Origin of the sequence: Aurantiacibacter sp. MUD61, from assembly GCF_027912455.1 — a bacterium.
In the GTDB taxonomy this organism is placed as follows: Bacteria; Pseudomonadota; Alphaproteobacteria; order Sphingomonadales; family Sphingomonadaceae; genus Alteraurantiacibacter.
Genome location: NZ_CP115446.1, coordinates 2348581 through 2362905, shown reverse-complemented (window position 1 = coordinate 2362905; position 14325 = coordinate 2348581). Strand labels below are relative to the sequence as shown.

The following is a 14325-nucleotide window of genomic DNA, read 5'->3' as shown; positions in this document are numbered from 1 at the left end:
CTCCTCAAGCGGCCTTGCTCGAATCCATTTCGCTTTCGATCCATTCGATCAGCATCGTCAGCGTCTGGCGAATGGAACGCTCCTGCTCGAAACACTTGGCTTCGATACGGGCGATCTGTTCGCGCATGATTTCGATTTCAGGGTTGACGATATTGGCCGCAGCCTCATCGGTCTGGTTGGCCAGTTCGACAATCGCCTGCTGCAATTCGGCAATCTGCGCATCGCGTTCTGCCAGTGCAGCTTCGAACTGCTCGACATCCACGCGCGGCACGGTCGGCATGGCCTTCACCGGCTCAAACTCGGGATCCTTTTGCTTGAGCGCGGATGGAGCGGCGGACGGGAATGCGCGCTCGGCCTCCATCTCCTGCAGCACCGATTGTAGCATGGCGGCATCGATGCGAGAGCGTTCTTCGACTGCGCCAAGCAAAAGCAGGCGATTGGCAATCTGGTTGACCCGGCGCGGAATACCGCCCGATGCTTCGAACAGTTCGGCATAAACCCGCTGATCGAACGCCGGATTACCATCCCAGCCAACCTTCTTGAGGCGGTGGATGATATACGGCTCGATCTCGCTCTTCTGCATCGGCTCAAGGTGATGCGCCGCGATCACGCGCTGGCGCAGCTGTTCGAGCCCGCCATCGTTTTGCAGCGTCGCGCGGAATTCCGGCTGACCGAGCAGCAAGGTCTGTAACAGCGGGTGATTGCCGAGCTGGAAATTCGAGAGCATGCGCAGCTCTTCGAGCGCAGGAACCGAAAGGTTCTGCGATTCGTCGACAATCAGCAGGCAGCGGCGGCCTGCGCGCGCCTCTGCATGAAGGAAGCCTTCGATTTCGGTGAGCGCGGATGCCTTGTCATGCCCTTCGATATCAAGGCCCATCGATGCAGCAACGACATGCACGATTTCCTCTTCATCCAGCTTGCTGGTCACGATCTGCGCGACCGTCACCTGCTGCGTGTCGAGGCTTTCGAGCATATGCGCGACAAGCGTCGACTTACCCGATCCCACTTCGCCGGTGATGACAATGAAGCCCTCGCCCTGCGCCAGGCCATATCCAAGATATGACAGCGCCTTGCGATGCGTAATCGAGCGGAAATAGAATTCCGGATCGGGCGTCAGTTGGAATGGCTTGCCGGTGAGGCCGTAGAAATTGTCGAACATGTAAGTGTTCCCCTTGAGCCCGTCAGAAAGTGTAGCGCAGACCAACCAGCGCCGAAGCGCCCTGGAAGTCCGGCAGGTTTTCACGGGTAATGCCATCAAGACCCACGGCAGCGGTGCCGGTCAGACCTTCGATGAATGAGCGATTGTAGGCGGCGTTGATGCTGTAGCCATAGGTATAGCCAGCATCGGCGACGCCGCTTTCGAATAGCGAGCCGGAAGCGCCGAATGAGAGATCGGAATTGCGATCGAGCTGATGACCCACGCCGCTGGCGAGCCAGAAAGTTTCGTCTGCAATTCCATCGGTCGCAGCGAGGATCGTATTCTCACCGGCGATAAAGGTGCGGCGGTCATATCCGGCGCCAATGCTGTAGGACCAGCGGCCTTGCTGGCCCCCATAGCCGATCGAAACGCCGCGGCTGCGGAACACGCCCGAACGCAGCGAACCGAGACGTGCAAGGGCACAATTGTTGCCTTCCACACCGATCACGCAGCCACCAAGGTCTCCCGTCACCGGATTGCGGAACGCCTGGAAATCGGTGCCAAGCTCATCCAGCGTCCCGACCAGCTGGCCGCCGAAGCTATTGATGTTGTCATAGACCGACACCCCAAGGCTGCTGTTGGCATTGGGTTGGTACGAGAGATTGCCGTAATAGGTCATGGAGCCGTAACGACGACCCACGCCCGCACTCAGCGAAGTCCGGCGGCTGGGTCGCCACATCACGCCGACATCCCAGATAAGGCCATCGGTTTCGTAAGCGATTTCGCGCGGCGCGCTGGTATCGGTGACGAAGCGGCCGTCAGGCCCGATTACCGGATCATCATTTGCGTCGCGCAGAGCATCGCGGCTCGACACCTCCACATTCTCATACCCCACACCGCCAACCAGAGCGACATTGGGCGAGACCGGCACAGTCACATCTGCGCGGACGTAGACATCATCGATGCGCTGATCGAGGTTCGAAACGTCCTGGCGATTCCAACCCGCGCCAACGCCCACACCAACCGGCAGGACGGTATCGGGTGCCAGACCGATGCGCGCTCCCGCGTTATGCGTGACGGATTCATCGAAAGTGTCGATCGTGTCGCCATCGGCCGTGACCTGCGGCACGTCGAGCGATTCTGCGCGCGTGTAGCCGAGGCGATAGGCGCCGGTTACTTCGGCCTGGCCAATCTGCGTGCGGACGGCAGGTCCGGCGTAGACCGAGTAAATCTGCGTTGTGAAATCGTCATCTGCGCCAAAGCCACCGATGGACGTGCCGCCATTGCCATCAAGGCGCGTGCGCGATGCGAGCGCGCCTGCTTCAAAGGTCAGGTCAGGTCCAGCAACCGCCAGCGAGGTGCGCGCGATGCCCGAAATCGTATCTGCGTCGGAGACGTCGTCGCTCCAGCCAAAGCGGCGCTCGTAGCGCAGCGATACGGAGCCCGAGCTGTAACGTCCGCCAAAGCCCGCATCGACGCCGGCAGCAACGCGGCTGTAGGTCACGACATCGTCACCCGGCTGCAGCTCAGCCGTCACGACTTGCGCCGCTTCGATATAGGGCGCGATATCCACGCCGCGTTCGGTCGAGCGGGTTTCCTCGGAGCCTTCTTCGCGCTCTTGAGCCATGGCTGTGGCGGGGAAAGCGGTCAGCAGCAGGGCAAGCGTCATCGTAGTGCGCATCAGAAGGTCTCCTTCCCGTAATAGTCGCCGAAACGTCGGCCACTCGGGCTGAAATGCGCGGCATTCAGCAATAGTTTGAGGTCGGGACAGGCCGAGAGGAGCGTCAACGCATCCTCCAACGACGTCTGTCCGGTGCGGTCTGCCCGCGCGACGACAATCGCTTGCCCGACATGATTGGCGAGCTCGGCAGCGGGCGATGCGGCGAGCGCTGGCGGGCTGTCGAAAATGATGATCCGCTTGGGTGCTGCACGGGTCAGACGATCGAGAACCTCAGCGGTGCGCTCGCTGGACAGGAATTCGCTGTCCGACGTTGTGTGATTGCCCGCAGGAAGGATCATGAACCCTTCGATATCCGTGGCAAGAACGCAGTCCTCCACCTTCATGTCATCGCGCGCCAGCACATCCATGAAGCCGGGACCGCGCGGCAGCCCGAACATCGACAGGACGGACGGCTTACCAAAATCGGCATCGACCAGCAGGACTTCGCTGTCTTTCTCTGCAGCGAGCGCGATCGCCAGATTGGCCGCACAATAGCTCTTGCCCTCATTGGGTAGCGGCGAGCAGACGAGGACACGCTGGGCGCGTTTGGTCGATCCCTTGGCGCGGGCATCGCGTACCGATTGCAGGACCTGCCGCTTAACAATCCGGAATTCCTCGAGGAGCGCGGTCACCGGCCCTTCGGGCTGGATCAGACCATGCGCGACGAGAGCTTCGCGATCGATCGTATGAACCTCTTCGGAGAAGGTCACATCTTCGTAGACGGGCTCTGGCACGGGCTCAGCCACGGGAGCTGGAGTTGGTACCTGGGTGACAGGCGCTGACTGCTCTGCGGGCCGATCCTGAACGACCTGCTCACCGGTTTGAGGCGCTGCCGGTGGGCGCTTCTTCTCAATCCGGCGATTGACCGGCTTCTTGAGCTCCTTCGGCACAGGCGCGGGCCTGAAATCGCCGCCAAGGCCAAAGAAGTTCTCGGCCCGCTCAAACAGCGACTTAGAAGGTTCGGGGATCTTGCGATGTTCAGTCATTGCTCAATCCTCATGCCATCGTGCTGCGCTGGATCACTTCGACGCCCAGCAGGACGACGAAGAGCACGCCGAGGCCGCTCGATGCGGCAGCGAAATACTTGAAGCGCTTGCGGCGCAATTCGCGCCCCGCCTCGGTGAAAGTGTGTGAAATCGTGCCGATGACCGGCAAAGCGAATGTGCGCTCAAGCTGGCTGGCTGTCGCGAAAGTCGAACCCAGCTTGCTCAGCGCATAAGCGGTGCCAACGCCGCCGCCGACACCCAGAATCAACACCCCGAGCAGCAGCAGTGGACGGTTGGGAGCAGCAGGTGAACGCGGAGTGGTGGGCGGATCGACGACTTCGAATCGCATAGCACTGTTTTGCGTTGCCAGCTGGTCAGAAAGGCGAAGCTGCTCACGATCTTCGAGAAGTTCGTCATATTGTTCGCGCAGAACTTCGTAATCGCGGCTGATGCGCTGAGCTTCTGCGGCAACACCGGGCTCACGGGCTTGGCTGGCGTTAATCGAGGCAATTTCCGAACGCAGGGCGGCAGCGCGCGACTGCAGCGACATGACGTTGGACTGCCGCTCCACCCGCTGGCTGACCAGCGAAGTGTAAGTCGGATTGGGCATGCCGCCTCCGCCGCCCGACGCTTGCGCCTGTTCGCGTAGACCAGCGACGGTGCGCTGCGCGGCTACGACATCGGGATGCTCATCGGTCAGGCCACGCGCACGCATCGCGGCGAGGTTGGCCTCTGCCTGAGCTAGCGAGGACTGCGGGCTGCTCGAACCCGGCATGATGATGGTGCGCGGCGTGCTGGCGAGCTGCCCTTCGAGCCCGGCGAGCGCTGCCTGCGCTGCGGCGAGATCGGCCTCGACGCTGCGCAGCTCGGCACGCGTCGCGCTAAGCTGGGAAGCAATCGCCTGAGCGCCACCGATGAGATCGGGATATTCCGCTTCGAATGCGAGGCGGCGCTCTTCAGCAGCGGCCAGATCTTCTTCACGATCGGCCAGCTGCTCGTTCAGGAACTCGATGGAATCGGCCATTTCCCCGCGCGCGCCGCCGAGGTTTTCCTCACGGAAGATGTCGATCATGCGCTGTGCGATGGTCTGCGCTAGGTCAGCATTCTGCGCATCGCTCAGATCGCTGCGACCGCTTTGCGCCGAAATTTCAAAAATATTGTCGCCTTCGCTGACGACCTCGATATCCTCTTCCAGACGCGCGATGGCGGCTTCCATCTGCGTACCATCGGTGACGGTATCGCCGATGGAAGTAGAGCGCACGACGGTTTCCAGATTGACCGAACTGACCAGTGTCTGGCGGATACGATCGATGTCCCGCTCACGCGCATTGGCACCGATGCCGATCTGCTCGGCCAGCACGTCATCCAATTGCACGAAGATGCGCGTTTCGGATTCGTAGGTGTTCGGGATCAGCGCGATTGCCAGCCACCCGAGCAGGCAGATGCCCCAGGCAATGCCCAGGGCCAGCCAGCGACGGTTCCAGACTGCCCAGAGCCCGGCGCGCAATTCTTCGAGAAGCTGGTTCAACCGCCCTGCCCCCTCAGAACATGCTTTCCGGGATGATGATCACATCGCCCGGCATCAGCATGACATTGGCATCGCTTTCGCCGCGACGAAGCAGGTCGGACAGACGCAGATTGTACTCGCGCTGCTCTCCGCTTTCACGGTCGAACCGGATGAGGCGCGCGCGGTTACCCGCAGCATATTCGCTGAGACCGCCGACCGAGATCATCGCATCGAGCAGCGTCATATTTGCGCGGTAAGGAATGGAGGCCGGCTCCGCAGTCGCGCCGACAATGCGAACCTGCTGGCTGAACGTGCCCGCGAATTCGTTCACGATCACGGTCACGAGCGGCTCTTCGATGTATTGCGAGAGCTGCAGGCGAATGTCTTCGGCGAGCATGGTGGGCGTCTTGCCCACCGCAGGCATGTCAGCGATCAGTGGCGTAGTAATGCGACCGTCAGGGCGGACCTGTACTTCGGCGCCAAGCTCGTCATTGCGCCAAACGTGGATCGTCAGCTTGTCGAGCGGGCCGATAACATATTCTTCGCCCGGGCCTTCCTGCATGGAAACAAAGCGGGCGGGCTCGAGGCTTGGGCCGGTTGCGCCGCCGCCACAGCCACCAAGCGCAATGGCAAAGCCAGCAGAAGCAAGGAGGTTACGGGCCAGATTTTTGGTGCGCATCAGATGCGTCCTTCGCGAATGTTGGACGATCAGCTGACGAGGCCTCTATTGCCCCGCACGCATTTCGCCCTTTGGTATACGCGACGCCTTCTCGCGAAAAAGGGTGAACATTACGTTAGCCTTGCGGTCCCAAACCGCAGGTTTCTCGGGTTTTCTGGAGTGGTGTCCCGGGACGGGACGATGGTGGAAGGTGCTGTTACACCAGCATTTCCAGCGCTGGACCCTGCCCCAAGAATTCGGCGGGGCTCGCGCTTGCACCATAGGCGCCGGCACAAAAAACAGCGATCAAATCGCCAATTTCGGCCATTGGCAGATGGACCTGGTCGCCTAGGCGATCGAGCGGGGTGCACAGGCAACCGACGACATTGACAGTCTCGGCTGCGTCCTCATCCCAGCGGTTCGCGACTGCGATCGGGTAATTGCGCCGGACGACGGTGCCGAAATTTCCTGATGCTGCAAGCTGGTGATGCAAGCCGCCATCGGTGATGAGATAGGTGGTTCCGTGGCTCACCTTGCGATCGACAATGCGAGTCAGATAGACCCCCGCTTCGCCGACGAGGAAGCGCCCGAGTTCCAGCGCGAAGGCTGTTTCGATCAGGTTGGCTGGCAAATTGGCGAGCTGCTCCGCCAGACCATTTCCGATAATGGTCAGATCGAGCGGACTGTCCTTGTCGAAATACGGGATCCCAAACCCGCCACCCATATTGAGGTGCGGAACGTCGACGCCCGCGTCCTTCGCCAACTGCGAGGACAGTGCAATGACGTTCGCCTGACTCTCGACGATGGCCTCAGCATCGAGCGACTGGCTGCCACTATAGATGTGAAAACCGCGCCAATGCGCGCCGCTATCCACCAATTCACGAGCCAGCGCCGGAACGCGATCTGCATCCACGCCAAAGGGCTTCGCGCCGCCGCCCATTTTCATACCGGAACCGCGCAGTTCGAATTCCGGATTGACCCGGATCGCAAGACGCGGTGCGACGTCAAGCGTGCGGCCAATGTCGAGAGCGCGCCGCGCCTCGTTTTCCGATTCGAGATTGATGGTTACACCGGCACGGATCGCGGCGAGCAACTCGTCATCGCGCTTACCCGGCCCTGCAAAGCTGATCTCGCGAGGCAAGTATCCTGCATCCCGCGCCTGCGCCAATTCACCGCCAGATGCGATATCCAGGCCATCCACCAGATCTGCCATCATCTCGAGAAGTGGGCCGTAGGGGTTTGCTTTCATTGCATAATGAAGGCGTACCTTCTCGGGCAATGCCTTGCGAAGCTCGTGCATACGCGCGGCAATCGCTTCCTTCGAGTAAACGAAGAGCGGCGTATCCCCGGCCTTCTTTACAAGCGCACTCGCCGTCAGCCCGCCGATCGCCAGCTCGCCGTCCTTGGTCTCGAAATATGGCGGAATAGGTCCAGTCGGCTTCATGCCGCTTCTCTCTTCAATTTCGTGCGATCGATTTTGCCATTGGGATTGAGTGGCATGGCATCGACCCACCGCACAACCGCCGGCTGCATGAAATTGGGCAATTCGCGGCGTAGAGCAGCCCGCAATGCATCCTCATCACCCTCGCCTCGAACCACAAGATGGATGGCGTGCCCCTGCCGCTCATCAGCAATACCAAAAGCGACTGCTTCCTCAGCCAGACCTGTCGCGCGCGCGGCGTCTTCGATCTCCTGCGGACTGATGCGGTTGCCTTGGCTTTTGATCATCGCGTCGTCGCGGCCCACGAAATATAGGAGGCCATTCTCCGCGCGCCTTACATTGTCACCCGACCAGACTGCTGTGCCGCCATATTGCGAGGCAGCAGGCGCGGGTTTGAAGCGCTGCGCTGTCCGTTCGGCATCCTGCCAATACCCTTGTGCCACGAGCGGACCGCAATGAACCAGTTCGCCTTTAGAAGCGACTTCGCCAGCTTCGTCGATGACCAGGATCTCTGCAAAGGGAATGGCCTGCCCCATCGATGTAGGGTGCTCATCGACCAATTCGGGATCGAGATAAGTCGAGCGAAAAGCTTCGGTGAGCCCATACATCGGAAACAGTCGCGCATCGGGGAAAATCTGTCGCAGGTCTCGAACCAGATCTTCCGTCAACGCGCCCCCACTGTTCGTCATGCGGCGCATCGGCTGCACGGCTTCGGCGGGCCAATCCTGTTCGGTCAGTTGCACCCACAAAGGCGGCACCGCGGCCAACGTCGTGATGGAATGCTTCGCACACGCTTTGATCACATCGCGCGGCGTCAGATAATCGAGCGGAACGACGCTTCCGCCAGCATACCAGGTCGAAAGGAGCTGGTTCTGGCCGTAATCGAAGCTGAGCGGCAGCACAGCGAGCGTGACATCATCGGCTGCTATGCCGAGATAGTGCGCGACACTCACTGCGCCGAGCCACAAATTCGCATGGCTCAGCATCACGCCCTTGGGTCTGCCCGTGGAACCGCTGGTGTAGAGGATCGCCGACAGATCGCCGGGATCAGCCTCGGAAAGCGCCAATGCATTGCCCAGCTCCGCAACTTGAGCCAACATCGTCCGCTCTTCGAACGTATGACAGTCCGCCGGCACATCGCCATCCTCCAGCGAAGCAAAGCGCGCCTTGTTCGCGATCAGCAGGGTCGCCCCGCTGTCCTCGAGAATATGCTTAACCTGCGCGCGCTTCAGCAGCGGATTGATCGGCACGTGGACCAAGCCCGCCCGCGCCGCAGCGAGCGGCATCAGGCACGTGAGCTCACCCTTCGAGTCCCAGGTCGCGACCCGCGCGCCCTTTTCCGGGACCTGCTCCGCCAGCCATGCAGCCATCCGGCCAACACGGCTTCTTAAGTCCTTCCAGCTAAGCGTTTCGCCGCGCAGGACCAGTGCCGGGTCGCCATCCTCACCGCATTCGGTAAGGTGATCGAGCGGCTTGGGCACGGGATCGGGCGTGGTGGACATTGGGCCTCGAGGGAAGACAATTTCGGTGACGGCAGTCAGCTATCACGACACGGTTAACGATCTGCAAGAGTTTGATTGGCTCGCGGATGGCCCTTTTGCACGTCTTGAGTGGTTTCGCCTGCTTGAAAGCAATGCTGAAAATGCGCTGTTCGCTCTGGCCCAGGACGGGCATGACGCGGTGGCCCTGCCGCAACGCAAGACGAACGGTGGGCTCGAGATACTGAGCAATTGGTACGCCTTCACCTGGGCTCCCCTCGGAACCTCTGCGCCGCCTTCACGGCCAATGCTTGAAGCCTTGGCAAAAGATATTTCCCGCCGCGCAGACCGCGTCATGCTCGATAAATTACCGGACGAAACCGGCGACGCCACGGCGTGCGAAGGGGCTTTCCGCCGAGCAGGATGGTTCGTTTCCCGCGAGCCTTGCGATGTGAATCATTACCTCGACCTTGGCACGCGGGACTACGCTGCGTTTCTCGCCGATCGCCCAGGGCAATTGCGCACGACGCTGAAACGCAAGGCGAAGAAAGTCGATGTCACACTCTCCACCCGCTTCGATGAGAGCGAGTGGGAGGCCTACGAGGATATTTACACCGATAGCTGGAAGCCCGAAGAAGGCGCGCCTGAGGTATTACGCGCCTTTGCCGAGCAGGAAAGCACCGCCGGTCGCTATCGCTTTGCAATCGCGCGCCATGAAGGCAGAGCAATAGCCGCGCAGTTCTGGACCGTAGACGGCGGCACTGCCTATATTCACAAACTAGCACACCGGAAGGACGCGAAGGCGCTGTCACCGGGCACCACCCTCACCGCCGCTCTCTTTCAACATGTGATTGATATGGACCGGGTTCAGCAGGTCGATTTCGGCACGGGTGACGATCCCTACAAACGCGACTGGATGGAGCAAAAGCGGCTTCGCTGGCGGCTTACCTGTTATCGGCGAAGCTCGCCGCGCAATTGGCTGCGCATCGGCAAGGCGATGACCCGCAAGCTTGTCAGCCGTGAAACCGCTGGCTAGGGCGAAATCACTATGGCGAGCAATCTTCCCGTGCCGGCCGACGAAGCTGGCGAACTCCCCGTCGAAACCGAGCTGGTGCTGCGACAGGTGCTGCAGGACGTTCTGGGTCTTTCGGACGAGCGCGTGAGCGAACTGGACGAGGATTCCGGCCTGTTCGGGGATTTGCCGGAACTGGACTCCATGGCGGTGGCCGGCCTCCTCACAGAGCTCGAAGATCGTCTCGACATCCTGATCGAAGATGATGAGGTCGATGGCGACATGCTCGGCACCTTTGGTGGGTTGCTCGACTTTCTCGTTGCCAAACGCAGCGAAAAGGCCGCGCAGGCGACCCAGGACAGCTAAGGCATATGCTGGTGGGCACCTGGCCCTCAGATGCCTATTCCGTGCGCTTCGACGCTGATCGCGGCAAGCGCCTGCTGGTTGTTCATCCGCTATTCGATGAAGCCAACAAGCTGCGCCACCTGATCGTGGAGACGATGCGCGCGCTTGATGTTGCGGCGATCGACAGCGCTTTAATCGACCTCCCGGGGACCAATGAGAGTCTTGCCCCGCTTCGGGAGCAGTCACTTGAGAGTTGGATTCGCGCGGTAGAGGAATTCAGCAAGGCGTTTAGAGCAACGCACATTCTGGCCATCCGCGCGGGAGCAGCGTGCGTTTCCACCTCCCTGCCCTGCCTATTTTACGCGCCGCATTCTCCTGCCAGTCAATTGCGCAGCATGATCCGGGCGCGCGTGCTGAGCGAGCGGGAAGCCGGACGCGAGGTGTCTCGCGAGGAGCTGCTTGCTGAGGCAGAGCGCGAGGGCATCACTGTCGCCGGTTACGAACTCAGCGCAGATATGGTTCGCGCGCTGCAGAATGCCTCTGTCTCAGAGGTCAATGCCTCCACAATTGCGCAGGCGGAGATCGGTGGTGCCCCGCTGTGGCTGCGCGCGGAACCGGACCACGATGCTGATCAGAGCGAAGCTCTAGCGGCGCGTATTGAAGCCTTGATGTCATGAGCCGCCGGCACGTCAGCTTCGACTGCGAGGGCGACAAGTTGGTCGGGACGATCGACGGCGGAGACGCATCGGTCGGGCTCATGATCGTTAGCGGCGGGAATGAAATACGAAGCGGGGCTTTTGGCGGACAAGCGGCTCTGGCAGCGCGAATGGCCGCGCGTGGTTTCGCAGTGATGCGGTTTGATCGGCGCGGTATCGGTGACAGTGAAGGCGAGAACTCTGGCTTTCGCGGGAGTGCCGAGGATATTCGCGCGGCGCAGAGCGAATTTCGCCGACAGTGCCCATCGCTCACCCGGATCGTCGCTTTCGGCAATTGCGATGCCGCCAGCGCCTTGATGCTGATGGGCGGAGAGGGTTTCGATCACCTGATCCTGTCCAACCCATGGACATTCGAGGACGAGGCCGATGACGCCGCCATGCCCCCGCCGGATGCGATCAGGGAGCGCTATGCGCAAAGATTGCGGGATCCACGCCAAGTGCTGCGTCTGCTCACCGGAAAGGTGAATTTCGCTTCGCTGCGTACCGGCATCAAGGCTGCACTGGCACCTTCAGAAGGCCTCAGCGATCTTCCCACGCAGATGCAGGCAGCGATGCGTGACAGTGCAGTGGCCCGCAGCTTTCTGATCGCGGACAATGATCGTACCGGTCGGGCCTTTGCCTCAGCATGGGCCGGAGACGAGGCACCCGTCAGACATTGCCAGGGCGCAAGCCATGCCTATGTCGAAGACCACGCTCGTGAATGGCTGGACGAGCAGATACTCGCCATTTTGCGGGCCTAGCGCGTAAACAGGCTCGCCAGTTCGACATGGGTCGACCAGCGGAATTGGCCAACAGGGCGCAATTCGGCGAGTGTGAAGCCGGCATCTTTCAGCATCTCGCAATCGCGCGCCCAGCTCGATGGATTGCAGCTGATGTAGACGACGCGGGAAACATCGCTTTTGGCAATTTGCTCGATCTGCGTGCGCGCGCCCGCGCGTGGCGGATCCAGCAGCACTCCATCGAACTGCGCCAATTCGGTCGCTTGCAAGGGATTGCGAAAGAGATCGCGATGCGCGCATTCCAACGGAAGCCGCGCAAGATTGGCGGTTGTGCAGCACGCGAGCATGGCCGCCCTGTCAGCCTCCGCCGCCAGCACCTTCCGCTTTACAGCAAGCGCCAGCGCGAAAGTGCCGAGGCCGGAAAACAGGTCCGCGACATGCTCGCACGGCTCCAGCCATTCGAGCGCAGCTGACACCAGCGTATCCTCGCCGTGCCTGGTCGCCTGAAGGAAGGCACCGGGCGGGAAAGCAACCGGATGCCCGCCGAGTGTGACGGTCACCGGCTCCGGCTCCCAAAAGCTTTCGGCGCCGTATCCATGATCCAACGTCAGGCGCGCCAGGCCATGATCGCGGCAGAAATCTAGCAGTTCTTCGGTCTGCTCCAGCCCCTCGGGCGTAAAATTCCCGATACCGCAATCCACGCCCTGATCGACCAGCGTCAGCTCGATCGTGATCGAATATTTGCCCTTCAGACGTGCGAAATAGCGGCGAAGCGGTTCGAGCAGCGCGAAAAGCCGGGGCTCCAGCACGTGGCATTCGCGAAGGTCGATAACGCGGTGCGAACCCGCCTCGTTGAAGCCGATCAGCGGCCTCCCGCCACCGTTTATCGCCCGCAGGCTCGCACGTCGTCGACTGTGTGGCGGAGACATTGCGGGCGGTGCGACATGCACCGGATCGAGACCGCGCGAACGGGCGGCGAATGTCACCCGCTCGCTCACGAATTGCGCGAGTGCAGCTTCATCGCAATGCTGGAGCTGGCACCCACCGCATTTGGCGAAATGCCGGCATACGGGTTCAACGTAATGGTCGCCACGATCCACGCGTCCGTCGAGAAACACCCGGTCGCCGGGCGCAGTCAGTGGGACGTGCTCGCCATCTGCGGTTACGCCGTCGCCCAGTGCGGCAATGCGTTCAATTGTCTGAAATTCACTCACAGAAAGGCGCTGTAAGCCGCCGGAACCGCTTCAACAAGCTGGTCTGCGCTGAAAGCTGGCGCTGCTATCCTCGCCGCCTCGCGATGCAGCCAGCATCCCTGTTCCGCTGCCTTTCGCGAATACACACCGGTCGCCAGTCTGCTGGCAATCAGGCCCGCCAGAATATCGCCAGTTCCCGCGGTGCTGAGCCAGCTTGGAGCGGGCGGCATGATAACGGGGGCTGAACCTGCCGACCCTATCAAAGTGTCCGGCCCCTTCGCCACGAGCACGCCTTCGATATCTTCCGCCAGCTCGCTGATCATCTCCACACGGTCCATGCCGGTCGCTTCGAAAGCGTTTGCAAGCCGGTCAAGCTCGCCCGCGTGGGGAGTGGCGATGATCGGGCAGTCGCGCCCTTCGATCATGCTGGGCTCAAGCAGCGTCAGCGCATCGGCATCGCAAACCGTCGGTATGTCGCAGGCGAGCACCCAGTCGAGGCGCGCGCGGGCCTGATCGCTGAGGCCAAGGCCCGGTCCGATCAGAAAGGCATCGATCCGGCGGTCGCTGACGAGATCGTAGAGCGATCCACGCTCGATCACGACATCGTGGGGTGCAGTGAAATATTGGGAATCCTCGGCGGCAAGGATTTTGACATAGCCCGCCCCGCCATGGCGTGCGGCGCTGGCGGCCAGCACCGATGCGCCGGGCATGTCGCCTGCGATCACGCACAACAGGCCGCGGCTGTATTTATGAGCATCGCGCGGCGGCGCCGTGAGTTGGGGCGCTCGCGACAGGTGTGCGGCAGAGGACACAGCCTCCACCCCGATATCGACCAGCTTGCGCGTGCCCATCTGATCCATCGCTGGCATCAGCCAATGCGAAAACTTCCACGCGCCAAGCGCGATTGTGCAATCATATTCCGGCAGGGTGTCATTCAACAATTCGCCGCTGTCGCTATCGACACCGCTCGGCAGATCGACGGCGATCCGGTACTCATGCGCATCTGCCAGCTCATGCAGCAGGCCGAGGAGATCATCGTCGAGAGGGCGCCCCAGACCAGTCCCGAACAGACAGTCGACAAAGACCGCTCCACTCGCTGACTCGACGGGGTTTCCGCCCCAGGCTGCACGGGCAGCTTTCGCGGCATCGGTCGCCGGATCGAGCGGAGCGACCACCTGCACCTCGACCCCGCGGGTTTGCAGATGGCGCGCGATGACATAGCCGTCGCCGCCATTATTGCCGGGGCCGCAAAGCACGGTGACAGAACGGGTGCCGCAGGCACGATAAACGTACTCAGCCGCCCCTGCTCCGGCCGTCTCCATCAGACTTTCGACCGTCGTCCCGCCATCGATCAGCCGCTGCTCGGCGGCCTGCATCTGCTCAGCGGTGAGGATTTGCTCCGGCGCGCGCAC

At 61.5% G+C, this 14325-nt stretch carries 13 protein-coding genes; 4 read left to right on the top strand and 9 right to left on the bottom strand.

Features of this window, described 5'->3' with window-relative positions; genetic code table 11:
* Positions 1-4 precede the first annotated feature (4 nt).
* The 7 genes from O2N64_RS11350 to O2N64_RS11320 form a co-directional block, all read right to left on the bottom strand.
* On the bottom strand, positions 5-1159 hold the full coding sequence (locus tag O2N64_RS11350) for an XrtA/PEP-CTERM system-associated ATPase (RefSeq protein ID WP_271077705.1): 1155 nt from the start codon (positions 1157-1159) through the stop codon (positions 5-7).
* A 22-nt stretch (positions 1160-1181) separates the two neighbouring features.
* Positions 1182-2819 (bottom strand): preprotein translocase subunit YajC, encoded by a 1638-nt coding sequence (locus O2N64_RS11345; protein ID WP_271077704.1) that lies wholly within the window; start codon positions 2817-2819, stop codon positions 1182-1184.
* Entirely contained in the window at positions 2819-3844 is a 1026-nt protein-coding gene (locus O2N64_RS11340) for an AAA family ATPase (RefSeq protein WP_271077703.1), read from the bottom strand. Before O2N64_RS11340 ends, O2N64_RS11345 begins: the two co-directional genes overlap by 1 nt.
* Positions 3845-3854: 10 nt before the next feature.
* Positions 3855-5372, bottom strand: a complete 1518-nt coding sequence (locus tag O2N64_RS11335; RefSeq protein ID WP_271077702.1) for an XrtA system polysaccharide chain length determinant — start codon at positions 5370-5372, stop codon at positions 3855-3857.
* Positions 5373-5385: 13 nt separating this feature from the next.
* Positions 5386-6030 (bottom strand): XrtA/PEP-CTERM system exopolysaccharide export protein, encoded by a 645-nt coding sequence (locus O2N64_RS11330; RefSeq protein ID WP_271077701.1) that lies wholly within the window; start codon positions 6028-6030, stop codon positions 5386-5388.
* 196 nt (positions 6031-6226) lie between these two features.
* Positions 6227-7453, bottom strand: a complete 1227-nt coding sequence (locus O2N64_RS11325) for a pyridoxal-dependent decarboxylase, exosortase A system-associated (RefSeq protein ID WP_271077700.1) — start codon at positions 7451-7453, stop codon at positions 6227-6229.
* On the bottom strand, positions 7450-8952 hold the full coding sequence (locus O2N64_RS11320; protein WP_271077699.1) for an acyl-CoA ligase (AMP-forming), exosortase A system-associated: 1503 nt from the start codon (positions 8950-8952) through the stop codon (positions 7450-7452). The genes O2N64_RS11325 and O2N64_RS11320 overlap by 4 nt, the downstream gene beginning before the upstream one ends.
* 25 nt (positions 8953-8977) lie before the next feature.
* On the opposite strand from O2N64_RS11320, the gene O2N64_RS11315 reads away from it, so the two are divergent.
* From O2N64_RS11315 to O2N64_RS11300, 4 genes are read left to right on the top strand one after another with little or no spacing between them, the layout of a single operon-like run.
* Positions 8978-9964, top strand: a complete 987-nt coding sequence (locus tag O2N64_RS11315) for a GNAT family N-acetyltransferase (protein WP_271077698.1) — start codon at positions 8978-8980, stop codon at positions 9962-9964.
* A 12-nt stretch (positions 9965-9976) separates the two neighbouring features.
* Positions 9977-10306, top strand: a complete 330-nt coding sequence (locus O2N64_RS11310; RefSeq protein WP_271077697.1) for an acyl carrier protein — start codon at positions 9977-9979, stop codon at positions 10304-10306.
* 5 nt (positions 10307-10311) lie between these two features.
* Positions 10312-10962, top strand: coding sequence for a hypothetical protein (locus tag O2N64_RS11305; protein ID WP_271077696.1), 651 nt, complete (start codon positions 10312-10314; stop codon positions 10960-10962).
* Positions 10959-11741: a hydrolase 1, exosortase A system-associated gene (locus tag O2N64_RS11300; protein WP_271077695.1), complete on the top strand. Its 783-nt coding sequence runs from the start codon at positions 10959-10961 to the stop codon at positions 11739-11741. The genes O2N64_RS11305 and O2N64_RS11300 overlap by 4 nt, the downstream gene beginning before the upstream one ends.
* Here the strand turns inward: O2N64_RS11300 and O2N64_RS11295 are convergent.
* Together O2N64_RS11295 and O2N64_RS11290 are read right to left on the bottom strand one after the other, a co-directional pair.
* The gene (locus O2N64_RS11295) at positions 11738-12934 is read right to left on the bottom strand and encodes a class I SAM-dependent RNA methyltransferase (protein WP_271077694.1); all 1197 of its coding nucleotides are present in this window, start codon (positions 12932-12934) and stop codon (positions 11738-11740) included. The genes O2N64_RS11300 and O2N64_RS11295 overlap by 4 nt on opposite strands.
* Positions 12931-14325, bottom strand: coding sequence for an NAD(P)H-hydrate dehydratase (locus O2N64_RS11290; protein WP_271077693.1), 1395 nt, complete (start codon positions 14323-14325; stop codon positions 12931-12933). Before O2N64_RS11290 ends, O2N64_RS11295 begins: the two co-directional genes overlap by 4 nt.

What these genes read in the sequence shown, in the direction of transcription:
- O2N64_RS11350 (WP_271077705.1), bottom strand. Translation starts at nt 1,159, where the DNA reads ATGTTCGACAATTTCTACGGCCTCACCGGCAAGCCATTCCAACTGACG.
- O2N64_RS11345 (WP_271077704.1), bottom strand. Translation starts at nt 2,819, where the DNA reads ATGCGCACTACGATGACGCTTGCCCTGCTGCTGACCGCTTTCCCCGCC.
- O2N64_RS11340 (WP_271077703.1), bottom strand. Translation starts at nt 3,844, where the DNA reads ATGACTGAACATCGCAAGATCCCCGAACCTTCTAAGTCGCTGTTTGAG.
- O2N64_RS11330 (WP_271077701.1), bottom strand. Translation starts at nt 6,030, where the DNA reads ATGCGCACCAAAAATCTGGCCCGTAACCTCCTTGCTTCTGCTGGCTTT.
- O2N64_RS11325 (WP_271077700.1), bottom strand. Translation starts at nt 7,453, where the DNA reads ATGAAGCCGACTGGACCTATTCCGCCATATTTCGAGACCAAGGACGGC.
- O2N64_RS11320 (WP_271077699.1), bottom strand. Translation starts at nt 8,952, where the DNA reads ATGTCCACCACGCCCGATCCCGTGCCCAAGCCGCTCGATCACCTTACC.
- O2N64_RS11310 (WP_271077697.1), top strand. Translation starts at nt 9,977, where the DNA reads ATGGCGAGCAATCTTCCCGTGCCGGCCGACGAAGCTGGCGAACTCCCC.
- O2N64_RS11305 (WP_271077696.1), top strand. Translation starts at nt 10,312, where the DNA reads ATGCTGGTGGGCACCTGGCCCTCAGATGCCTATTCCGTGCGCTTCGAC.
- O2N64_RS11300 (WP_271077695.1), top strand. Translation starts at nt 10,959, where the DNA reads ATGAGCCGCCGGCACGTCAGCTTCGACTGCGAGGGCGACAAGTTGGTC.